We start from the raw sequence: 23232 nt of genomic DNA on the forward strand, positions 1-23232 counted from the left end.
TGATGGATAGAAGAAAGACAATCTTATCATTTATCAAATCTTCTACATTCATAGCAATGACGATTTATTTGATAGTCGTATCTATTGTATTGATAATGAATGATAAGGGAGCCATTGAGCTTTGGATAAATGAAAGACATCATCCTTTTTTCGATCAGTTTTTTAAGTATTGGACTTATCTCGGCGACGGCAGATTATACGCAGTTTTGGGAATAATTTTCCTTTGCTATCGATATTCATGGTTGCTTTTAACTTTAGCTGTGATTTTGATTCAGACGCTACTTATTCAAATTCCCAAGCGAATAATTTTTGACGATTTACGTCCTAGCTTATACTTTGAAGGAATGAATTTGCACTTTGTAGAAGGCGTCAAAATTTATGGGTACAATGCCTTTCCATCAGGCCATACGGCTACTGGGTTTGCAATTTTCGCTTTGCTTTTCTTCCTTTTTCAAAAAGCTACCAAATGGCATTTGTTCTTTGGTATTGCCGCCGGTTTGGTAGGCTTAAGTAGAGTTTATCTTATGCTTCATTTCTTTGAGGATACATTGATGGGAGGAATTTTAGGTGTGATGTCTGTACTTATAGCCTATTACTTTTTCTCTTTTCTATTGGAAAAACCCAAACTCCAAAAAGGTTTACTAAACAAATAGAATCAATTACCATTCACCTCATAAATGGTAGTGAATGGGGTTTCGAAAATATCTTTGGCTTCCAAAATTTTCTCAAGCCCAACAATACCTGCTAATTCTTCATCATAACTTCTTCTAGTAATCAGGTAAAAGCTTTTCCCGCTATCAATTAGAGATTGAATTTCGGCAGTTTCAGAGAGCTGTGGGACTGGCTTTTTCAAATAGAATATATAGGCAGCATTCACCCTTTTGTAGTGGTAAAAGTCCTTGTCCAAATCTAGTTCAGGCAATGTCTTAGCCACAGGATTTTCCTGATCAATTAGGGGATATGCCCAGCCAAAAAACAAGCAAGCCGTAATGATCCAACTCAAAGTAATGGTAATAAGCGACCGCTGTATTCTCTGGTTTTTCAAATAAACTAAACTCAAAATCCCACCTAAAGCCAAAGGAATAAATGCTGCTGCCACAAAGGGAATATGGCTTAAATATTTATCTCCTTGCAATACGACATATCCTCCAATAGGCAACGCAAAGCCTAAAACAGTAAGAAAAATGGTGGCAATTTTATTAAGTTGGTTTTTGCTAATTGCTTGAGAAAAGTAATAACCCAAAATAAGTGCAAAAAACGGATAGGAGGGCATAGTGTAATTTGGAAGCTTTGTGCCTGACGTAGAAAAGAAAACTACGACAGTTAGCGTCACGATGCTTACAAAAAGGATCGCCGGCTCTTTTCGTCTTTGCCAAGCCAATTTAAAGCTTTGAATAAAAAATGCTGAGGCTGGCAACATTCCCACAAGTACGATCATTGGAGTGATCAGAAAAATCCCACCATGACCTTCCATTGGCGCAGCGTAGCGATTGAGATTATGCTTGAAGAAGAACTCCTGTGTCCATTGTCCATCTGTTTGAAAGTGCACTGCCAAGTACCAAGGCAGGCAGATTATCAATATAAATAACAGTCCGTGAAAAGGCTTAAAGCTTAATATTTTCTTAAGAGAAAGATTTTTTGTGAAAATCAAGAAAAGTAAAATGGCTAGGCCTGGTAGAGCAATAGCGACAGGGCCTTTGCTCATGACTCCCAATGCCATGAATAAGTAAAAAGCCCACAGAAATTTACTTTTTTGTTCATTCCAGAATGCATAGAAGAAAAATAGTGAAGCTGTGAAGAAGCAAATCAAGTATGGATCGGGCACAGACATATGGAACTGTATATTGAAATGCAAAGAGGCTAAAAGTGCCATTGCCGCCCATACGCCAGTTTGTCTATTGAAATATCTAGCGCCAAACCAAAAAGTCAAGAGAATGGTAGCTGAACCCATTATTGCTGAAAAAAAACGAGCAGCCCATTCGTTCACTCCAAAAATGGAGTAGGAGAGCATCATGAAATAATAATGAGCGGGAGGTTTATCAGTGCGCAATTCATAATTGAAAGTAGGAACTACCCATTCACCTTGTTCAAGCATTTCCCTTGCTGCTTCTGCATTTTTAGCTTCATCTAAGGAGTAAAGCATCAATCCTCCCGCATTATATGACAGAACAATAAAGCTGATGAGGAACAAAAGAAGATAGAAATACGTATTTTTCATTCTTTGAATTAATGCCAATTTGCTGGCAAATTTTAAATTAATTGTGATTTTGCCAAGCTTCTGTATTTCTTTGCATCATAAAATTTTCAAATGAAGGTCTCCGTTGTAGTTTCCGTTTATAATGAAGAGGATAATGTCGAACCATTAATCCAACAAGTTCATACTGCTTTAAAAGACATCGACTACGAATTGATATTGGTGGACGATGGCTCCAAAGATAAAACAGTCGCTAAAATCAAAGCCGCTTCAAATGTGCATACAAAGTTGGTGATTTTTCGCAAGAATTATGGCCAAAGTACTGCAATGATGGCTGGAATTGATTACGCTATTGGCGAATATATTGTGACGATGGATGGCGATTTGCAAAACGACCCTGCCGATATTCCTGCAATGATTCAAAAGCTGGAAAGTGATGATTGGGATGTAGTTGCCGGCCGACGAGCTAATAGAAAAGATGGCTTTATTTTAAGAAAATTTCCTAGCAAAATTGCGAACTGGATTATCCGAAATACTACTGATGTCCATTTGAGTGATTATGGTTGCTCATTGAGAATATATAAATCTGATATTGCCAAAAATCTTGGTTTATACGGTGAGCTTCATCGATTTATTCCTGTTCTTGCTGCGGCACAAGGTGCTAAAATGACCGAAGTAGATGTACGCCATCATGCACGAATTCATGGCGAATCGAAATATGGCATTAACCGTACTTTCAAGGTTATTGTAGATTTGTTATTGATGCTTTTCTTCCAAAAGTATTTCCGTAGACCAATGCACTTATTTGGCGGAATTGGCTTATTGTTTTTTGGTTTAGGCCTTTTGATAAATCTTTATCTTCTGATTATTAAAATTGGTGGTGCTGATATTTGGGGCAGACCAATATTGATTTTAGGAGCCATTCTACTTTTTGCAGGGATTCAATTTATCACAATAGGTATCTCCATGGAATTGATGATGCGGACTTATTTCGAATCCCAAGCCAAGAAAACGTATGTGGTAAGAGAAGTATTCAACGGTGAAGCCAAGGCTTAAAAAACTTTTAACTACCACGCTAAAGCTAGTTTTGACTGGCGTAGCACTGTGGATAGTATTCAGGAAAATAGATCCTGCAGAAACTTGGGCTACTTTCAAAAGCGCTTCGCCATTTTGGCTGTTGGCTGCTTTTGCACTTTTTAATTTCTCAAAAATTCTAAGTGCATTAAGATTAAATATCTTTTTCAGGGATACCGGCCTCCAATTGCCTGAGCTTTATAATCTGAAAGTGTATTACATAGGGATGTTTTATAACCTATTTTTACCAGGAGGGATCGGTGGCGATGGTTACAAAGTTTATCTTTTGAATAAACATTATAATCATCCGGTAAAGCCACTAATTCAAGCTAGCCTGATGGATCGTTTTAGTGGCCTGATTGCACTTTTATTTCTTGCTATTTGCTTCGCATTTTTTCCATCCATTTATCCAATATTTGTGGATTGGAATATTGCATGGCTTCTTTGGCTGGGTTTAATTGGTCTATTGCCAGTTTGGTATATTGCTGTAAAACTCATCCTGCCAGTTTTCTTTAAAAGTTTAAACCAGAGTAACTTACAATCCCTCGGTGTACAAGGATTTCAGGTTGTATGCGCGCTTTTCATTTTGGTGAGTTTAGGTGTAGATTCTTTGTTTCCAGCATATATGCTGTTGTTCTTAGTTTCTTCGGTGGTGGCGGTTTTGCCTTTTACGATTGGAGGTGTGGGTGCTCGTGAATTAGTTTTTGTGCTGGGTCATTCCTATTTAGGAATTGATCAAAACACAGCTGTAGCCTTTAGTCTTTTATTTTTTGTGATTACAGCAATTAGCTCACTGATAGGTGCAATGCTCAAGGCTGAGCCAACTTCTTAATCTTCGATTTCAAGTGGTTCCAGTATATCAGCAAGTTCGTCATAGTCCTTGTAGCCAGGTTTGATCTCGTCACCTCCCGCCATTGCTATGCCGCTGATATTTCCGGAATCTACCAGCTCGATAATATTATCTGGTGTAATGCCGTAGCCTAATAATACTGGACATTTTTCATTCAATTTACCAAGCTGATCTAAATCTATTTCTGCATCAAAATCATTTGAGTAAACATGTATATAATCCGATGCTAGGTTGTCTGCAGACAGTAATTTAGGAACGGAGTCATTTGAAATTTTGAGAATAACAGAAAGACCATCATTTTTTAATTGAGCCACAATTTGCGGGTGGATGGTTTCTACTATTTGAATATCATATGCTTTTGCAGTTTCAATTATTTGAGTAGCATCATCAGAAATAAACTCTCCAACAAAGTCAACACCAGCCAGCCAAGATGAAATCGCTGTAAATTCATCCACATTGATTGCTTTAGAGCTAGAAGAGTCAATATTGAAACCCATATAATTAACTAACATTCCAGCGCAATATCTTGCGTCTGAAAGGTTGCTTACGTCACTAATTTTCACAAATGTCTTTAATGCCATGCCTTGTTTGAATTTACGAACAAATTAAAAGATTATATTGTTGACCTCCATATCATTTCTGATACATTTATACATTTTAAGATATAATGGCAATAGAACTAGTTACCGACGAGGACTTTAAAGCAAAAATTACTGATAACGAAAAAGTAGTAGTAAAATATCATGCTGACTGGTGTGACATCTGTAAAATAATTAAGCCGAAGTTTAAAAGATTGAGTTCAGATGAACGCTACGAAGGAATAAAATTTTTGGATGTGAATTCAGAAACTAGTCCAGAAGCATCAAAATTGGCAGAACTAAAAAAGTTACCAACATTTGCTATTTTCAAAGATGGGAAATTGGTTGAAAGTATCTCCACAGAGAAAGAAGAAACAATAGTGGAATTACTTGACAAGTTAATTGCTAAATAAGCTGATTCGTTTTAGAATCATTTATTTTTCTATTTTGCATCTATAAAGGAGTTTTTCACCCGTATATGCTATTATGGCTAATTTTTTGAAATTTGCACTATTTTTTTGCTTGACTTGCGGAGTTTTGGCTTGTACTGAAGAACCTGATGGAACCGAACCAATTAATTTAGATACAAATTATTTTCCTTTAACTTCAGGCAGTTACAGAGATTTTGTTGTCACAGAAAAGATCTATTTTACTAGTACAGATATAGAAACCAGAGTTTATCAAATTCGTGAAGAGATAGGGCAGGAGTTTCAAAATATGCAAGGTGGAAAATCATTTGAATTGAAAAGATATTCTAGGACTGGAGCCAATGAAGAATGGAACTTAGATTCACTTTGGATTAGTCGAATTGATACGAAACCAGTTTTGCGCTCAGTACAAGTTGAGAACAACCTTCCATTTATCAAGTTAGTATTTCCAGTTAGTGTAGGTAAAACTTGGGATGGAAATGCCTTGAATAATAGAGTAGCAGAAAATTATATGATTACAGAAATTTTCGATAGCTATAGTCCACCGGTTAGTAGTTTAAGTTTGCCCAACTGTGTAAAAGTGTTACAACAAGAGGATGATGATGAACTTACTATTCGTGACATTAGATATGAAGTATATTCAGCGGAAATTGGCATGATACACCGATATAATGAAACCTTAAAATATTGTAGTAAGCCGGAATGTTTGGGTCAAAAAATTGTAGAAAGTGGTAGATTTATTGAAATGAGACTAATAGGATATGGTGAGCTATAAAAGAGTACTATTTCTGATATTTTTATTTCCTTTTGGTTTATTTGCTCAGGATGGTCATTACATGGTCTTTTTCAAAGATAAGACCAATACACCATTTTCAGTGGATGAACCTGAATCCTTTTTGAGTGAAAGATCATTGGCTCGTAGATCAAAGAGTGGTGCTTTAGTAAATACACAAGATTTACCTGTTGATCCGGCCTATGTGCAAGAAATTAAGGATTTGGATGTGTTGACATATTACACTACAAAGTGGATGAATGGGTTATTGGTAGAAGCTACACAGGCGGATATGATGACTATAGCTGCTTTGCCTTTTGTAGATTCTATTTCCTTTGTAGCCCCTCCCAGAAATTTGACGGGAGCGAGAATTGATGATGGTGAAAATGCCAAATTCAAAATCAATCTAAGTTCAGTTAAAAATATATTCAGAAGTCAGAGTATTGACGATCAATTGAATTTACATAATATCAAGTTAATGCATGAAAATGGTTTTTCTGGTGAAGGAATTATCATTGGAGTTTTTGATGATGGCTTTCGTGGCTATGCAGATATCAGTGCTTATAATCATCTCACCCAGAATAATAAGATACTTGATACTTATGATTTTGCTATACACCAAAGGGATGTGAATGTTGGTTTTTCTCATGGTGTTCAAGTATTTTCAATTATTGCTGCTAATTCACCAGAATTATTAGTTGGTTCTTCCCCTAATGCTGATTTCGTATTGTTCGTGACAGAAGATAGCCGCTGGGAAACATGGCTTGAGGAATACAATTGGCTTTTCGCTGCAGAACGAGCGGATAGTGTTGGAGTTGATGTAATTAATACGTCATTAGGTTACTCCAATGGAATGACCCTAGCATCGATGAATTATACAACTGCACAAATGGATGGTAAAACCAGTATAATTGCTCGGGCAGCGGAAATAGCCTTTACCAAAGGAATGTTTTTGGTGAATAGTGCGGGTAATTACGGAGGGAGTTCTTGGAATATAGTTGCTACACCTGCTGATGTTCCTAATGTATTAGCCGTAGGTGCTACAAATGCTTCGGGAACAATTGCCGGATTTAGCTCCCGTGGTCCAAATGCAGATGGAGTACTTAAGCCGGATGTTTCTGCATTAGGAAATGGCACATTTTTGTTGCGTAATAATGGTACCAGAACCTCGACTACAGGAACCTCATTTTCATCTCCAGTGATGGCAGGTTTTGTGGCTAATTTGTGGCAGGAATTTCCTTGGCTTAGCAATGCTCAATTATTAGATATAATTCGTAAATCTGGTGACAGATTTGAAAATCCAGATAATGATTATGGTTATGGTATTCCAGACTATGAAAGAGCTCGATCCTTAATAATTACTAGCACAGAGCAAGTAAAAGATAAAGGAATTTTAATATTTCCAAACCCAGCCTTTGATAGAGTAACTGTAAGTACTGGACCAATTTTCAGGAAAAGTTCTAATGTTGAAATATCAATTGTTGACCTTAAAGGAAAAACTCTAAATAGGGAAAACTTCCAAACTGAAAATGGAAGTGTGATTACAGAATTAGATGTAAGTAATCTGCAAAGAGGGATTTATATTGTAAATTTAAGTGAAGGTAAAAAACACATCAGTCTTCGATTGATTAGAAAATAAAGGGTGAAAATGAGATTTACAGGACTAATATTCATATTGATTACATTATGCATAAGCTCTTGTAATAGACCTACAGCTTCGCAAAAACTAGAAAGAGTTGCAGAAGAATTAAATAAGCAGCTTTACCCAGAAGTGGTAGAATTAGAAAATGACCCAGTGCTGTCCAATGGACTTGTCCTCCCGCCTGTTTTTATCAAGCAAATGGGCGAGTATTCCCGAACTGAGGTAAACAATCCAAAGGAAATTACAATGGCTGGCGAGATGTACACCAGTTACAGCTGTCTGTACAAAAGTGAAAAAGGAAAATCATTCGTTTTTCGCCTATCTGATATGAATCAAACAGATGTGCTGCTCGACAACAGAAAAAGACGAGTGGAAAATATTATTGCTTCTGATACAGACGAATTGAAAACAGTTGTATTGCCATTCGATACGAAGTCGATTTCGGGAAATTATCAATTTCACAAAAAGGAGAAATCCTCTATTGTTTCTATTTTTGCCTACAATCGGTACTTCGTCGAAATAGAATCTGTAGATGAGGTTTCCGAAAATGATGTACTTTCATTTATAGTCCATCTGTCTTTTGATGCCTTAAAAAATTGAAATACCTTTTTTAGGCTCATATTGCCTATTGTTTAGCCATCTTTTCTCTTTTCTATATTTATCTCAGATATTCATGTTTGCCTTTTTATATTTGCGACATGAGTTCAATTATCGTTTCTCCCTCAATCCTAGCCTCAGACTTTGCTAATCTTCAAAGTGAAGTAGAAATGCTTAATGCAAGTGATGCAGACTGGCTACACATAGATATTATGGATGGCCTATTTGTACCAAATATTTCTTTTGGATTACCAGTTTGCCAAGCTATTCACAAGCATGCTCAGAAACCACTTGATGTGCATTTGATGATTGAGTCTCCAGAGAAATACTTAGAGGCTTTCAAAGATGCTGGTGCTTGGCAAATAGCTGTTCATATTGAAGCTTGTAAACATTTACATCGTACAATCCAGCAAATAAAATCCCTCGGTTGCAAAGCAGGTGTCGCTATTAATCCTCATAATCCAATTAGCTTATTATCAGATATTATTGCCGATATCGATTTGGTTCTAATCATGTCTGTAAACCCAGGTTTTGGTGGGCAAAAATTTATCGAAAATACCTTTCGTAAAGTGGAAGAGGCCAAGGAATTGATTCTTCGCAAAAACAGCCAAGCACTCATCGAAGTAGATGGTGGAGTCAACCTTCAAAACGCCCGCTTACTCAAAGATGCAGGCGCAGATGCGCTAGTTGCAGGTAATTTTGTTTTTTCTTCGGCAAATCCAACTGCTACCATAGCGGAATTGAAGTCTATATAAGGCTTGGCAGGGGATTTGAATAAGAAAGTTCAAATCATAATTACTAAGCAATGAAAGCATTCTTCAAATCCCTTTTTATGGTACTTTTTCTAAGTGCCGTTCTGATATCATGTAACCGTAAGACGGTGACTAGGGTGTCTCCAGATCAACAAATTGACCTCTCAGGTAGGTGGAATGATACTGACTCTAGACTTGTCGCTCAAGAGATGATCTCTGATGTGCTGAGCAGACAATGGTTAGCTAGATTTGAAGCTACACACAATAGAAAGCCTGTAATTATTGTAGGTAATATTGCGAATAGAAGCACTGAACATATCGAAAGTGAAACTTTCATTAGAGATATGGAACGTGAGTTTATCAATACTGGAGCCATCCGAGTAGTTCAGAATGCTGTGTTCCGTGAAAAACTGAGGGAGGAAAGAGCCGATCAACAGGAATTTTCATCGCCAGAAAGTCAAAAGCGCTGGGGACGTGAATTGGGTGCGGACTTTATGATCTTTGGTACTCTCAATTCAATTATCGATCGTGAAGGCAAACGTCAAGTAAGATTTTATCAAATTAATCTTGACCTAACCAATATCGAAACCAATGAAATGGTATGGGTAGGCGAGAAAAAAATCAAGAAGTACGTTGTTAACTAATTCTGAAAATGAAAGCCTGGAAAAAAGTTGCTGCATTATTAATGATGCTTATGCTACTTGTTTTTACAAGTAGCTGTGCAACATTTTATCAGCGCTATCAGGCTTTTAATTCAAAATTCGAACAAGGACAACTTTTTACTGCCGACCAAGCCTTAGCAAATGACAAGAAGCTAAGGGAAGGTAGAGCTCGCTTGTTGTATTTTCTCAATAGAGGAGCAGTCAATTCTATTTTGGGTAACTACGAATTGAGTAATGAGCTTTTCGAAGAAGCTTATCTGATGGTGGAAGATTACCAAACAGATTATTTGCAAGAAGCCTTAGCCTTGGTTAGCAATCCAAATGTAATCACTTATAAAGGCGAACTTCATGAAGTATTACTTATCCACTACTATAAATCCCTCAACTACCTAAAGCTGGGAAATTACGAAGCCGCACTAGTTGAAAGCCGTCGGTTGAATTTGAAGTTACAAGAGGCATCGGACAAGATAAATTCCGATAAGAAATATAAGCGAGATGCATTTAGTCATTTGATGATGGGCATTAGTTATGATGCATCCGAAGACTATAATAATGCATTTATTGCTTACAGAAATGCTGTTGATATTTACTTAGATGATTATTCTGAATTATTCAATGTACAAGTTCCCAATCAATTGAAGCAAGACTTATTACATATGGCGGCATTGAATGGCTTTGATGATGAAAAGGAGAGATACGAAAGAATATTAGGAGTGAAATACCAACCAAGAAAAGTTGGAGATGGTGGGCAAATGGTTTTTTTCTGGAACAATGGATTGGGGCCTGTAAAGTCTGAATGGAGTATCAACTTTGCAGTAGTGGAAGGGGCGGGAGGCTATGTGAATTTTACCAATGAGCAATATGGGTGGGACTTCCCATTTTACCTCGACAATAATGTAGATGAAGAAGAGAAAAATGGTTTGGCGGCACTTTCAGTAATTAGAGTTGCCTTTCCCAAATACGTTGAAAGATCAACTGTATTTGAATCTGCTGTATTGAATGGTGCTTTAGGTTCTGCAGAATTGGATAAAGTTTCAGATATCAATGCCATTGCATTTAAAGTTTTAGAACAACGAATGGTTGCTGAATTCGGGAAAGCGCTTTTAAGAGTTGCTTTAAAGAAAGTAGCTGAGCAACAAATGAAAAAGGAGGACAAAAACATAGGTGCTATTATCGGGTTAATAAATGCTGCATCGGAGAAGGCAGACACTAGAAATTGGCAAAGTTTACCTCATAGCGTTTATTATTCAAGACTACCATTACAGCAAGGAGAGAATGAAATAGAGTTTAATACCAAAGCAGTAAATGGTAGAAATCAAAAGCACATAATTAAAGCTTTTGGCACAAGTGGGGAAACCTATTTTCACTCCTTTCATTCACTAGAGCATCAAAATAAAATGCCTTCTTACTTCCAATAAGTATTTTAGTTTTCACCTCCCGCATTTTTATTGGCAGGGCAATGGCAGAGAAATTATTCTTTTATCTGAGGTATACTTTCGAGAAAGATTATCAATAAAATTCTCTATTGGTCTATTTTTTGTTTGGATTGCGGAGAAATATGTTTTTAATTGGAACTTGTTTTTTGAAAACATTAGCCTAAAACTAAACTTAACTATTATGAAATCAATGAACTTTACAGGTAAATCAGTGCTGTTTGGCCTATTAATTATGTTTTTCTTTACTGGAGTTGCTAGCGCTCAAGATGAGGTAGAAGAGGTGACAGATGAAGAATTAAGAAAATATGCTATAGTGGAGGATTCTGTACAGAGAGTTCTGAAATCCAAAACTGCCGATTTCAATGATGCATTACGAGATGCAGAATTGATGAATGGTGGGAGAAGATATGTGGAAATTAAAGGTGCTGGTGAAGATGAAGCAAAATTAGCTGAACTAGAGGTGACGGAAGAAGAAATGGCCGAATATAATGGACTTCGCGATATGGAATTGGCTATAATGACAGATGTAACAGAGCTTAAAAAGTCATTAGTAACGAATGATGAAATTTTAGGTATTCCTATCTACAACAAGGTCAATAGGTTAATTAAATCTGACGCTGATGTGAAAGCAAGGCTGGATGTGATAATGGCAGCTGTTGTAGCTGAGAATGCTGACGAAGAAGATACAGCTGAAGATGGTGAGTAATCATATTTTTAATTTTTGATGAGAGAGGGACTATTTTGTCCCTCTTTTCGTTTGAATTAAAGAAGGTTTTGAAAGAAGAGCATTTTTTATATATTTAAGTATCCCATTAATTTATTTTTTTCAATGAAAATCAGGGCTTCATTAATTTTAATTTTACTACTCTCATCTTTCTTTTCAATAGCGCAAAACCCTCTAAACCCTGATGTACAATACATTCGGGAAGGAAGCAAGGCTAGAGCCATTGCAAGTCTTTTTACATTCAGCTTATCTAGTGGTTATACATTTACAAATTATAAAACAGAATTATCTGACTTTGCCATCCTGAAACAACCTACTAATTCTTATTTGACTTTAGGAAGTCAGCAAAATTCCTCCAACATATTTGGCTATGATCAATGGTTGGGTAACCCTCAACGGCTTGAGGATATTCAAAGAGTAAGTGATGATCAATTTATTCACAGTGACACACTTTCTATGGCATACAAAGGAATTGGTAGCGGTGTTCCAATACAATTATCTATTCATTATACTGCATTGGATAGAATAAGAATCGGATTCGGAGCTTCTCAGGAGTTTATCTCTTTTCCAGAAAATATGAGTATGAAAGGGTCTAGTACTGAAATAACTGATATAAGCTTGGCGAGCAATAAGGGAGTAATTAGACGATATTTTGTAATGCTAGGAGCTAAAATAATCGATTATGGCCGTTATACAATTGCAGCAGATTTGCAATATGGGAAAGTTGATTATAGGAAGGGCTTTGCTCAGGAAGGTTTCGAGTCTGAAAATATGGCTAATCTAGGATTAAATTTCGAATACAATCTCTCGATTTATTCTGCATTATTTATAAGACCAGCTGTAGAATCACGTTCATATAAAATAACGCTTACAGATATTCCAACATACACAGTGAATACCCCTTCTTATGGCATCCAGTTTGGATTGAGATTTAAATATCCTGCTGTTAAAAGATGCCCAATTTCAAGTTGTAATGTTCGATATATGCATCATCACAGTGGTGTAGAATTTAGAGGAGTTTCTATTTTTAGAAAGCAAACCCTGAGATATGGTGAGGCTTATAAGCAAAAGTCCAGATATGATAATTAGAGGCTAATTAAAGCCTTTCAAAGACTAAGTTTAAGAAGGAATTTTCGTCTATTTTAGCTAACTTGCCAGCTTATTCCTAAGGCTGAATTAACAAAAATGGCGAAAGAAGAAAACGAAGAATTTGAAAGTGCGGGAGACAACATAATCCCCATTAATATTGAAGATGAAATGCGTGGAGCTTACATTGATTATTCAATGTCGGTTATTATTTCCCGCGCCCTTCCTGATGTTCGTGATGGCTTAAAACCAGTTCATAGAAGAGTGCTCTACGGCATGCTTGAACTTGGTGTCACTTACAACAAATCCTATAAAAAATCTGCTAGAATTGTCGGTGAAGTGTTGGGTAAATATCACCCGCATGGTGACTCTTCTGTTTATGATACGATGGTGCGTATGGCGCAACCATGGTCCCTAAGATATATGCTTGTAGATGGACAAGGAAACTTCGGTTCAATCGATGGTGATAGTCCTGCAGCAATGCGTTATACAGAGGCAAGGCTCAAAAGGATTTCGGATGAAATGCTTAATGATATCAACAAAAACACAGTTGACTTTAAGCCAAATTTTGATGATTCACTCGAAGAGCCCTCAGTAGTTCCAGCAAAGCTCCCAAACTTATTAGTGAATGGTACTTCTGGGATTGCAGTAGGTATGGCCACAAATATGGCTCCTCATAATCTAACAGAAGTTATCAATGGCATAGTAGCCTTCATTGATAATAGAGAAATTACTATCCCTGAATTGATGGAGCATATTACAGCGCCAGATTTTCCTACTGGAGGAACTATTTATGGTTACCAAGGAGTAAAGTCAGCATTCGAAACAGGTAGAGGTAGAGTGGTTGTTCGAGCTAAATCTACTTTTGAGACCACAAAGACTGGTCGTGAGATGATTGTAGTTACCGAAATTCCCTATATGGTGAATAAGGCAAATATGATTGAGAAAACTGCCCAGTTAATTAATGAAAAGAAAATTGAAGGTATATCTGATCTCCGAGATGAGTCTGATAGAGATGGTTTGAGAATCGTATATGAACTTAAGAAAGATGCTATTCCAAATATAGTTTTAAACAATTTATTCAAATACACTCAATTACAAAATTCATTTAGTGTAAATAATGTGGCTCTCGTAAAAGGCCGCCCGCATACATTAAATCTCAAGGAGCTAATTCATCATTTTGTTGAGCATCGTCATGAAGTAGTGGTTCGTCGCACACAATATGATTTGAATGAAGCAGAGAAAAGAGCTCATATTCTCGAAGGGTACTTAATAGCTCTAGATAATCTTGATGAAGTAATAAAACTGATTAGAGCTTCCAGAGATGGAGATGAAGCAAAAGCAGGCTTAGTTGCTAATTTTGGATTAACCGAAATCCAAGCGCGCGCAATTTTAGATATGCGTTTGCAGAGGCTTACAGGACTTGAAAGAGAAAAAATTCAGGCTGAGTATACTGAAATAATGGCTTTAATAGAACATTATAGGGCTATTTTGGCAGATGAAGGTTTGAGAATGAATATCATTAAGGATGAATTAACTGAGCTAAGAGATAAATTTGGAGATGATAGAAGAACGGATATTGTTCACAGCTCTGATGATATTTCCATAGAAGATATGATTCCTGATGATGAAATGGTTATCACAATCAGCCATCATGGATACGTAAAGAGAACACCATTGGTTGATTATCGAGTGCAAGGTAGAGGTGGAGTTGGTTCAAGGGCGGTTTCTACAAAGGATGATGATTTTACAGAGTACCTATTCGTAGCTACGGCTCACAATTATATTCTGATTTTCACAGAAAAAGGAAAAGTATTCTGGAAGAAAGTTTATGAATTACCTGAAGGAAGTAAAACATCTAAAGGTAGGCCAATTCAAAATCTGATCAATATAGAACCAGATGATAAAGTAAAAGCCTTCATTAATGTAAAAACACTTGCAGATGAAGACTACATTAACAATAATTACCTAATTATGTGTACCGAGAAGGGTACAATTAAAAAGACCACTTTAGAAGCGTATTCAAGGCCAAGACAAAATGGTATTAATGCGATCACTATTAATGAAGGTGATCAGCTTTTAGAAGTGAAGCTTACTAACGGTTCTAATGATATAGTTATTGCTCTACAATCGGGCCGTGCAATTAGGTTTAACGAGGGTGATGTGAGGCCAATGGGAAGAAATGCAGCTGGTGTGAGAGGAATAACTTTAGCTAATGAAAATGACAAAGTCGTTGGCATGGTGTGCATTAGCAATTTGGAATCAAATTTGTTGGTTGTGTCAGAGAAAGGATACGGAAAACGTTCTGCAATTGATGAATACCGGATTACAAGAAGAGGTGGAAAAGGAGTGAAAACTTTGAATATCACTGAGAAAACCGGAAATCTAGTAGCAATAAAAGAAGTATCTGATCTTGATGATTTGATGATTATCAATCGTTCAGGCGTTTTAATAAGACTTGCTGTTTCAAATTTAAGAGTGATGGGTAGAGCTACCCAAGGCGTTCGACTAATTAGACTCAATGAAGATGATATAATTTCATCTGTAGAAAAAATTGAGAATGTAGAGGTTGAAGTTGAAGATGAAAACGCGGGAGGTGAAGAAAACCCTACGAATGATAACACTCAAGAATCATAAATTACTTAAACCAATTTTGAAAAACCTATTCTACTGAAATCAAAACTGTTATGAAAAAATTAATCACCTATTTATTTGTATGTTTCATTAGCTTTTCGGCATTCGCTCAGAATTCTAATGTAAACAAGGCAGAAAGGTCTTTAAAAGAAGGAGACCTTGCAACTGCGAAAGAAGCTATTGATGAGGCTCAAGCCAATGAGAAAACAAAAGATGCTGCTAGGACTTTATATACAATGGCTCAAGTTTATCAGGCTATTGCAACATCTGATGATGCGCAATATGCAAGCATGAAATCTGATGCTTTTGATAAAGCACTCGAAGGATTTAAGAAAATAATTGCTAGTGAAAATGAGAATAGTACTTATTACATTTTAGCTACAGAAGGTCTTAATTCTTTTTGGGGAGCTCATTTTAATAAAGCAGCAGAATTATTTAATGAGGGCGAATACGAAGAATCATCGTCATATTTTAAGAAAGCTGCATTAATTCAACCCAATGATACAACAACATTATTGTTTGGTGGATTTGCTGCACAACAGTCTGATGATAATGATCTGGCTTTAAAAAATTTCAATAAACTAGTTGAGATGGATTATGAAGATTTGGATGTTTACAGATCTCTAATCTACATGCAAAGAGTTCATTTGGAGGATAATGAAAAAGCATTGATTACGGTAAAAAAAGCAAAAGAAGCTTTCCCTAATGACATCGATTTGGCAAGAGAAGAAATTAATATACTAGTAGAGCTTGATAGATTGGATGAAGCACTTGGGAGCTTGGAAGCTGCTGTTAAAAATGACCCAACCAATGAGTTGTATTTTTATAATATTGGGATCATCTATGATAATCAGGAAGAATTTGACAAAGCTGAAGCTAATTACAAAAAAGTGATTGAACTTAAGCCAGACCATTTTGAAGCAAATTTCAACTTAGCCGCAATTTATTATAATAGAGCCGTTGAAATACTTGGGGAAGCTAACGCAATGGACTTGGATGAATATCAAGCAAAAGGAAAAGAAGTAGAAGCTAAAGCTAAAGTAGAATTTGAAAGAGCTTTGCCATACTTGGAAAAAGCCCATCAAATTACTGCTGATGATATTTCTGCAGCCCAAACTTTACAAACTGTATATGCCCAACTTGGTATGACAGAAAAATCAGAAGCAATGGCTGCTAAAATTGCTGCAATGGGTGGAGGTAACTAAAATTTGCCTTAAAATCTTGAACATAATAAAAATCCAAATCGGTATTCCGATTTGGATTTTTTTATTTTAAACAATGTCCCGTCCTGAAATAGCGTTACATAAAAAGTAATGTTATGAAAGAAGAGAATGAATCAGAGTATGTTAAGCGTACCCAACGCGACTACAGTTACGCTTTTAAATTGAGTGTAGTTAGCGAGATCGAAAAGGGAGAGTTAGGGATAAAGGCCGCGGCCAGGAAGTATGGTATTCAGTCCCACTCGACTGTTAGTAATTGGTTGAGAAAATTTGGTAGTTTTGATTGGGTGAACAAATCAACTATGCGGATGCCTAAATCAAAAGATCAACGAATTTTAGAACTAGAGCAAAAAGTGCTTTTACTTGAAAAGCAGAAAAAGGAACTTGAAAAGCGGGCCGAAACATCAGATAAGAAAGTGATTTTCTTTGATATGATGATAGACATTGCTGAGGAGGAGTTTAAAATTCCTATCAGAAAAAAGTCCTTACCCGAACAATTGATCGATTCAAAGTCGAGCAAAAAGAAGGTTTGACGGCCACCTGTAGGTTGTTCGGGATTGGTAGGCAGGTTTACTATCGCAGTATTAGTAAAGAAAGGAATAGGCAGCAAATAGCCACTGATGTGGTGCTGATGGTCGAACAAGTCCGGATGAGAATGCCTCGTTTGGGCACAAGGAAGCTATATCATCTGCTAGAAGAAAAGCTAAAGCCTCTTGGGGTTGGCAGAGATAGATTGTTTGCTATTATGAAGGCCAATAACCTTCAAATCACTCCTAAAAGACACTATCATATTACAACGAACTCTCACCATCGTTTCAGGAAACATAAAAACTTGATCCAATCATTAGAGATTAATAGACCTGAACAGGTTTGGGTGTCTGACATTACCTATATCGGCACCAGAGTCAGCCCAATGTACTTGTCGTTGGTTACTGATGCTTATTCCAAAAGAATAATGGGGTTCAATGTATCAAGGAGTCTAGATGCATCAGGAGCAGTATCTGCAATGGAACAGGCACTTAAAAAGCGTGTGTGTCCCAAAGAGAGACTTATTCATCATTCTGACAGAGGCTTGCAATATTGCTGTGACACCTATCAAGAGCTGCTGAGTAAACACAAGGTGGCTTGTAGCATGACGGAAACTTATGACCCTTACCAAAACGCCATTGCTGAAAGAGTCAATGGAATATTGAAACACGAATTTATCCTAGGTATTACAACAGGTGACCTAAAACTAATGCAGAAACTCATGGATCAATCTATCTATATCTATAATGTAGAAAGGCCTCATTTAAGTTGTTTTATGAAAACACCAAACACAATGCACAGACAGAAAACAATAAAAATCAAAAACTATAAATAATAATAGCCAATGGGTCATGACCCATTGGCTATTATTATTTATCCTTGTAAAACTGTATCGCTTATTTAGGACGAGACACAAATAAGTTGTTAAGGCTTAAATTTTAAAAAATCCGCTGCAACTCGTTCCACAGACCTACTTTCAGAGCTTTGCTTTGATTAAGTTCACTTACTGGATTAGATACTAAATGAATCTTACCTGCTGACTTTATTGATTCAAATAAATTTCCATCAATACTAAATTTCAAGGTGGGAAGCTTACCTGTAAATGCCAACAAGAATTTATAATCATAGCTATTAATGAAATCTTGTAAATCTTGCTTATAATTTACAAGACTATTAATATTAACTGCTGCTACATCCGGCCAAGTGAGTTTTATAGCTGGAATAAGTTTATTAAAAAAATCTTTTTCTTCCTCAGTGATTCCATCGCTTTGAGGATTGTTTACCAGAATTAATACTTGCTTTCGAAATTCTCCAATCTGAGGAAGTTTAGGAATAATTTCTTCAGATTGAGCTAAATCTGCGACAGGTGGATTTTCCTCCCGCCTTTCTTCAATGATAGAGGTCATAGAAACAATTTGTTCTTCAGGTAATACGTAAATCCCTTCTTGAATAAATTGACCTAAAAAATGAATGTTAATTTCTTCTCTATTATTCATCCAGCTTGAATATTGATTTTAATTCTGTCGCATCTTCCGGCTTCATTCTCTTTGCCAAAACCAATCGTAATTGTCTTCTCCTCAATGCTCCTGCAAATAATTCTTTTTCTTGATCAGTTTCAGGTATTAGTTCCGGAACGTCTATAGGTCTACCAGACTGATCTACAGCAACAAATGTAAAAAATGCACTGTGCGAAGTGAATTTCTTGGCGCTAGGAATATCCTCAGCACTTACTTCTACATGTACTTCCATGGATGAACTAAATGCTCTTGTAACTTTGGCAGTTAATGTAACCACATTGCCTAGTTGGATCGGCTTGCCAAAATGGATATTATCTGCTGAAGCAGTTACCACAATTCTGTTGGAGTGTTTTTGTGCAGCAATGGCAGAAACTATATCCATCCAGTGCATAAGACGTCCTCCCATCAAATTATTCAAGGTATTGGTATCGTTGGGAAGCACTAATTCCGTCATTATAGTGTAGGAATCTTGCGGTCTTTTTTGTTTTGGAGGCATAGTTATTTCTTTTTACAAATATAGCCATTTAGCTTGGCTTAGGCGCCAAGTCCCCAGCCATCTTTGCCTAATAAAGGCACAAAACTGAAATTATGATATTCTTCTTTACTAAGTTTAGTGTCTGATTCTTTATGAAGACAAATCATCGTTTGGGAGGATCGATCACCAATAGGTATCACCAACCTACCCCCAATCTTCAATTGCTCAATAAGATTTTTGGGTATAAAGGGTGCTCCTGCAGTGACAATTATTCCATCGAATGGGGCGAATTGAGGTAAGCCTAAAGTACCATCTCCTTGAAAGAAATGCGGTCTATAGCCCATCTTTGGGAGGAATTTACGTGTACGTTCATAAAGTTTCTTGTTATACTCAATAGTATAAACTGTACATCCTAATTCGAGTAAAATACAGGCTTGATAGCCACTGCCTGTTCCCACTTCGAGGACTTTACTTCCGGGCTTCAAGTTGAGTAACTCTGTTTGAAAAGCCACTGTGTAAGGTTGACTAATTGTTTGCCCTTCGCCAATTGGGAATGCCTTATCTTCGTAGGCATGCTCTACAAAAGCAGGGTCGAAAAAATTATGTCTGGGCACTTTGCCGATGGCATTCAATACAGCGGGATCTTTTATTCCCTTTTCTTTGATGGTTTTTACTAATGTCTTTCGTAAACCTCGGTGCCTGTAACTATCTTCCTGAATAAGCATCATTTGTCAAATATATAGTATATTTTCGGCTTTGAAAGTCAAATTTTGCATGTTTTGAACATTGTATCCCTTGTAATGTTCTTTTGCAGAAATACCGATTTGGAATGAGCTATTTTCTTTTTTTGCTTACTTATTTATTGATAAAATTGAAATTATGTTTACTGGAATAATTGAGGGTTTAGGCAAAGTATTAGATATTAAATCAAAAGGACGCAATACCGATTTTGTTTTGGCTTGTAACTTTTTGCATGAGTTAAAAATTGACCAAAGTTTGAGTCATAATGGTGTGTGTCTTACTGTAGTGGATATTAGCAAAGATTCTTACACTGTAACGGCTGTAGAGGAAACGTTGAAAAAGACAAATTTGAGTGAAGTAGCCATAGGTGATTTAGTAAATCTTGAGCGATGTATGTCAGCTAATGGCCGTTTTGATGGGCATATTGTACAAGGTCATGTAGATACTGTTGGAAAGGTGCAAAGTATCGAAAATAGAGATGGAAGTTGGTTGATAGATTTTAAATTGATAGGAGAGCAGAGTCATCTAATCGTGGAGAAAGGTTCCATCACTATTAATGGCGTAAGCCTTACCTGCTTTGATGTGCGGGAGGATGGTTTCAAAGTGACCATCATTCCATATACTTGGGAGCATACCACTTTTCATGCTTTGAAAACCGGTGATAGTGTAAACCTAGAGTTCGATATCGTGGGCAAGTATATCCAAAAAATGATGAGCAAGCGAGTGCATTGATTATCCTCTCGCTTTTTTCAAGTTTACTAAGCGTAAGAGGGTTGGGCTACTTTACCTGAGTTTTATAAAGTGTGAAAAAATCCTCTTCTTCTTCCAGATTGATATTTTTGATAAACCAGATATCCCTGCCTTTTGCTAAGCCGCTAAATATATTTAGATCATTCTCATTGTCTAAATCAGTAAGGAAATTTCCATCTTTATCTAAAATATGAATTCTATTGCCATATTTTTTTCCCAACTCTTGGTATAAGGCCGAAAGTTCTTTTTGATCGCCTTTCGCTTGTTGTTGAGCTATTCGGTCTCTATCTACTTGACTGAAGCCCGGGTAGTATAGTAAGAGGATGTTTTCTCCCGTACTTAGAATGTTTCTGGTTGAGCCATCTTCAGACGAAAAGTTGATGGAGCCAGGTTGTTTTTTACTTAGTTCTTCTCCTTGGCTAGGGTAGAATTCTTGGTACTTTAGCTCTTTAATATCCTGTAAATCATATGTATTAAGGTCATACTCATAAAGTTTGACTTCTGAACCAAAGGTGACTAGCAGCTTACCATTGTGTATAGTGTAATAGGGTTGAATATCAGGAATTTCATAGCCTAAACCATCCCTTAATCTACTTTCTGCAGGAATATTTAAAAATGGAGAATGTGTATTTTCCGATGAATCAAGTTCTGTTAAAGTAGTTAGTTGCTGATAATATTCGACTTGGTTGTTTTGCTTCCCCTTGAAATCAAAATAGGCAGTAATGAATTTTCCTTGATTTGGTATTAGTTTAGTATTTTGATTTGTAGAAGTCATAAATATATCATAGTCTTCTGGTAATTTTTTACTACTCAGTACTTCACCATCTAAGTTGTAGGTGAAAAAGCCTCTCATGCCGACTATAAAAATATTACCATCTGTGGTGAATCTCCCTGGCCCTAACATTCTGCCATAGGAGTTTGGCGAGTCGCCTTCTAATTGCAACTCATTAAGAATTATACCCTGCATATCACTCAGCACAATCTTGTTTGTGGCTCTGTCATATAGCATTATTTTCTCATGCTCCTCAGATACATCTAACAATGCTAGGGTGCCTAGATATTCTATTCGGACTGAATCTGTAATTTGGAGGGTCACATTTTTTTCTGATGTGTCAATAGGTGTATTCTTTTCTTCGATAGAACAGCCAATAATTAGCAGACTGATTGATGTTAATAATATAAAGGTCTTCATTCTTGTGTCTTTGACTAAGGATGGCTAAAGTAATAAAATAGTTTAAGTAGGTATAAGAAATTGCTTCCTATTTTTCATTGGTATAAAATTAAATAAATAGGTTGTGAGCATAACAGAGTTAGTAAGTGGTTTACTTTTTGAATTAATGTTGCTTCAACCCTTAAAAGCATTATTATCCCTCTTTATCCTTGGGTTTAAGTCTAGCGTCACGGCTCTGCCTATGGCATCAGGTCCGTGTTTGCTGCGTAGTTTATCCATTACTTGGTATAGCTTGATCATCTCTTCGGTATCTTCAAAGAGATTGATTTGATAGTTACCATGAACCAAATTGCTCAAGCGGAGCCCAATAAGTCGAACACGCATACGGCGCGGAAATAGCTTCTCAAACAACTCATGTGCATAGCGAATAATTGTTTGGTCTGATGAGGTATAGGGTACTTGTATTTGCTTGCTCTCAGTATCGAAATTGGCATAGCGAATTTTTACAGCAATACATGAGCAGAGTTTTTGTTTACTGCGCAGTTTGTAAGCGAGTTTCTCAGCCATAGCTGTAAGCAGTGAACGCATCATCTTCGTATCTATACTGTCCGAATCGAAAGTGCATTCTGTCGAAATAGATTTTTGCTCGGTAAATGGCACTACGGGAGTTTCGTCTATAGCATTGGCACGTCTCCAGAGTAGGATACCATTTTTACCCAATACAGATTCGAGCATTTCTACAGGCATATCGCTTAGTACTTTTACGGTGCGTATGCCCATATCAAACAGGAATCGGCTGGTTTTTTCGCCTACCATTGGAATTCTATTTACTGGCAAAGGAGCTAAAAAACCCTTTTCCATGCCTTTTTCTATATGTTTGGATCCATTAGGTTTCGACTCCCCTGTAGCAACTTTGGAGACCAACTTATTGATAGATAAGCCCATGGAAATAGGCAGTCCACTTTCATGAATGATTTTTTGACGGAGCTCACCTGCCCATTGGTAGCAGCCAAAAAACTTGTCCATACCGCTGATATCCATATAAAACTCATCAATTGATGATTTCTCGAATAAAGGGGCATTTTCGGCAATAATCTGCGTAACCTCCCGCGAATGTTTACTGTAGGCATCCATGTCGCCAGATATTACTAGCGCATCTGGACATAGCTGTAAAGCAAGTCGCACGGGCATAGCTGAGCGCACACCATATCGTCGCGCTTCGTAGCTGCATGAGGCTACCACACCACGGTCGCCGCTTCCTCCTATAATCAATGGCTTCCCTTTCAGTCTAGAGTCACGTAAGCATTCTACGGATACAAAAAATGCATCCAAATCCATATGAACAATTGTGCGCGAAATATTTTGCTCCAACATATCTAACTCCTCTTTTCACAAAATTAC

General features: G+C 36.8%; 24 protein-coding genes. 17 read left to right on the forward strand and 7 right to left on the reverse strand.

The window, feature by feature from the left end:
• Positions 1 to 2 precede the first annotated feature (2 nt).
• Positions 3 to 653, forward strand: a complete 651-nt coding sequence (locus ACOXY8_RS00315; RefSeq protein ID WP_458329557.1) for a phosphatase PAP2 family protein — start codon at positions 3 to 5, stop codon at positions 651 to 653.
• Positions 654 to 655: 2 nt separating this feature from the next.
• On the opposite strand, the gene ACOXY8_RS00320 is transcribed toward ACOXY8_RS00315, so the two are convergent.
• Positions 656 to 2218, reverse strand: coding sequence for an ArnT family glycosyltransferase (locus ACOXY8_RS00320; RefSeq protein ID WP_458329558.1), 1563 nt, complete (start codon positions 2216 to 2218; stop codon positions 656 to 658).
• A 90-nt stretch (positions 2219 to 2308) separates the two neighbouring features.
• On the opposite strand from ACOXY8_RS00320, the gene ACOXY8_RS00325 reads away from it, so the two are divergent.
• Together ACOXY8_RS00325 and ACOXY8_RS00330 are read left to right on the forward strand one after the other, a co-directional pair.
• Positions 2309 to 3250, forward strand: a complete 942-nt coding sequence (locus ACOXY8_RS00325) for a glycosyltransferase family 2 protein (protein WP_458329559.1) — start codon at positions 2309 to 2311, stop codon at positions 3248 to 3250.
• A complete protein-coding gene (locus ACOXY8_RS00330; RefSeq protein ID WP_458329560.1) occupies positions 3234 to 4100 on the forward strand; it encodes a lysylphosphatidylglycerol synthase transmembrane domain-containing protein in 867 nt (288 codons plus the stop codon). The genes ACOXY8_RS00325 and ACOXY8_RS00330 overlap by 17 nt, the downstream gene beginning before the upstream one ends.
• Here the strand turns inward: ACOXY8_RS00330 and trpF are convergent.
• Positions 4097 to 4699 (reverse strand): phosphoribosylanthranilate isomerase, encoded by a 603-nt coding sequence (gene trpF / locus ACOXY8_RS00335; RefSeq protein ID WP_458329561.1) that lies wholly within the window; start codon positions 4697 to 4699, stop codon positions 4097 to 4099. The two genes, ACOXY8_RS00330 and trpF, sit on opposite strands and share 4 nt — an antisense overlap.
• Positions 4700 to 4785: 86 nt before the next feature.
• Between trpF and ACOXY8_RS00340 the strand changes: the two genes are divergently transcribed.
• The 13 genes from ACOXY8_RS00340 to ACOXY8_RS00400 all read left to right on the forward strand — a co-directional run bounded on the left by ACOXY8_RS00340 (position 4786) and on the right by ACOXY8_RS00400 (position 18012).
• Positions 4786 to 5109, forward strand: a complete 324-nt coding sequence (locus ACOXY8_RS00340) for a thioredoxin family protein (RefSeq protein WP_458329562.1) — start codon at positions 4786 to 4788, stop codon at positions 5107 to 5109.
• Between the two features lie 85 nt (positions 5110 to 5194).
• A complete protein-coding gene (locus tag ACOXY8_RS00345) occupies positions 5195 to 5899 on the forward strand; it encodes a hypothetical protein (RefSeq protein WP_458329563.1) in 705 nt (234 codons plus the stop codon).
• Complete coding sequence (locus ACOXY8_RS00350; RefSeq protein WP_458329564.1) at positions 5886 to 7535, forward strand: S8/S53 family peptidase; 1650 nt, start codon at positions 5886 to 5888, stop codon at positions 7533 to 7535. The genes ACOXY8_RS00345 and ACOXY8_RS00350 overlap by 14 nt, the downstream gene beginning before the upstream one ends.
• 9 nt (positions 7536 to 7544) lie before the next feature.
• Complete coding sequence (locus ACOXY8_RS00355; protein ID WP_458329565.1) at positions 7545 to 8138, forward strand: hypothetical protein; 594 nt, start codon at positions 7545 to 7547, stop codon at positions 8136 to 8138.
• 98 nt (positions 8139 to 8236) lie between these two features.
• Complete coding sequence (gene rpe, locus ACOXY8_RS00360) at positions 8237 to 8890, forward strand: ribulose-phosphate 3-epimerase (protein WP_458329566.1); 654 nt, start codon at positions 8237 to 8239, stop codon at positions 8888 to 8890.
• A 50-nt stretch (positions 8891 to 8940) separates the two neighbouring features.
• Positions 8941 to 9531, forward strand: a complete 591-nt coding sequence (locus ACOXY8_RS00365; protein WP_458329567.1) for a penicillin-binding protein activator LpoB — start codon at positions 8941 to 8943, stop codon at positions 9529 to 9531.
• An 8-nt stretch (positions 9532 to 9539) separates the two neighbouring features.
• Positions 9540 to 10967: a COG3014 family protein gene (locus ACOXY8_RS00370; protein WP_458329568.1), complete on the forward strand. Its 1428-nt coding sequence runs from the start codon at positions 9540 to 9542 to the stop codon at positions 10965 to 10967.
• A gap of 199 nt (positions 10968 to 11166) precedes the next feature.
• Positions 11167 to 11691 (forward strand): hypothetical protein, encoded by a 525-nt coding sequence (locus ACOXY8_RS00375; RefSeq protein ID WP_458329569.1) that lies wholly within the window; start codon positions 11167 to 11169, stop codon positions 11689 to 11691.
• Between the two features lie 123 nt (positions 11692 to 11814).
• A complete protein-coding gene (locus tag ACOXY8_RS00380) occupies positions 11815 to 12798 on the forward strand; it encodes a hypothetical protein (RefSeq protein ID WP_458329570.1) in 984 nt (327 codons plus the stop codon).
• Between the two features lie 96 nt (positions 12799 to 12894).
• Complete coding sequence (gene gyrA / locus ACOXY8_RS00385) at positions 12895 to 15432, forward strand: DNA gyrase subunit A (protein ID WP_458329571.1); 2538 nt, start codon at positions 12895 to 12897, stop codon at positions 15430 to 15432.
• Between the two features lie 50 nt (positions 15433 to 15482).
• Positions 15483 to 16634, forward strand: coding sequence for a tetratricopeptide repeat protein (locus ACOXY8_RS00390; RefSeq protein ID WP_458329572.1), 1152 nt, complete (start codon positions 15483 to 15485; stop codon positions 16632 to 16634).
• A 113-nt stretch (positions 16635 to 16747) separates the two neighbouring features.
• Positions 16748 to 17182: a transposase gene (locus ACOXY8_RS00395; RefSeq protein WP_458329573.1), complete on the forward strand. Its 435-nt coding sequence runs from the start codon at positions 16748 to 16750 to the stop codon at positions 17180 to 17182.
• Positions 17179 to 18012, forward strand: a complete 834-nt coding sequence (locus ACOXY8_RS00400) for an IS3 family transposase (RefSeq protein WP_458329574.1) — start codon at positions 17179 to 17181, stop codon at positions 18010 to 18012. Before ACOXY8_RS00395 ends, ACOXY8_RS00400 begins: the two co-directional genes overlap by 4 nt.
• A 103-nt stretch (positions 18013 to 18115) precedes the next feature.
• Here ACOXY8_RS00400 and ACOXY8_RS00405 read toward each other — a convergent pair whose 3' ends face one another.
• Genes ACOXY8_RS00405 through ACOXY8_RS00415 form a run of 3 tightly spaced genes read right to left on the reverse strand, consistent with a single transcriptional unit; the run spans position 18116 to position 19894 of the window.
• A complete protein-coding gene (locus ACOXY8_RS00405) occupies positions 18116 to 18673 on the reverse strand; it encodes a hypothetical protein (protein ID WP_458329575.1) in 558 nt (185 codons plus the stop codon).
• A complete protein-coding gene (locus ACOXY8_RS00410) occupies positions 18666 to 19190 on the reverse strand; it encodes an acyl-CoA thioesterase (protein WP_458329576.1) in 525 nt (174 codons plus the stop codon). The genes ACOXY8_RS00405 and ACOXY8_RS00410 overlap by 8 nt, the downstream gene beginning before the upstream one ends.
• A gap of 38 nt (positions 19191 to 19228) precedes the next feature.
• Positions 19229 to 19894 (reverse strand): protein-L-isoaspartate(D-aspartate) O-methyltransferase, encoded by a 666-nt coding sequence (locus tag ACOXY8_RS00415; protein ID WP_458330089.1) that lies wholly within the window; start codon positions 19892 to 19894, stop codon positions 19229 to 19231.
• A gap of 154 nt (positions 19895 to 20048) precedes the next feature.
• Between ACOXY8_RS00415 and ACOXY8_RS00420 the strand changes: the two genes are divergently transcribed.
• Complete coding sequence (locus tag ACOXY8_RS00420) at positions 20049 to 20642, forward strand: riboflavin synthase (protein WP_458329577.1); 594 nt, start codon at positions 20049 to 20051, stop codon at positions 20640 to 20642.
• A gap of 46 nt (positions 20643 to 20688) precedes the next feature.
• Here the strand turns inward: ACOXY8_RS00420 and ACOXY8_RS00425 are convergent, their stop codons facing one another.
• Together ACOXY8_RS00425 and dinB are read right to left on the reverse strand one after the other, a co-directional pair.
• The gene (locus ACOXY8_RS00425) at positions 20689 to 21852 is read right to left on the reverse strand and encodes a hypothetical protein (RefSeq protein WP_458329578.1); all 1164 of its coding nucleotides are present in this window, start codon (positions 21850 to 21852) and stop codon (positions 20689 to 20691) included.
• Between the two features lie 153 nt (positions 21853 to 22005).
• Positions 22006 to 23205, reverse strand: coding sequence for a DNA polymerase IV (gene dinB, locus ACOXY8_RS00430; RefSeq protein ID WP_458329579.1), 1200 nt, complete (start codon positions 23203 to 23205; stop codon positions 22006 to 22008).
• Positions 23206 to 23232 lie beyond the last annotated feature (27 nt).

The organism is Peijinzhouia sedimentorum, assembly GCF_049340005.1.
GTDB lineage: Bacteria > Bacteroidota > Bacteroidia > Cytophagales > Cyclobacteriaceae > CAXBDP01.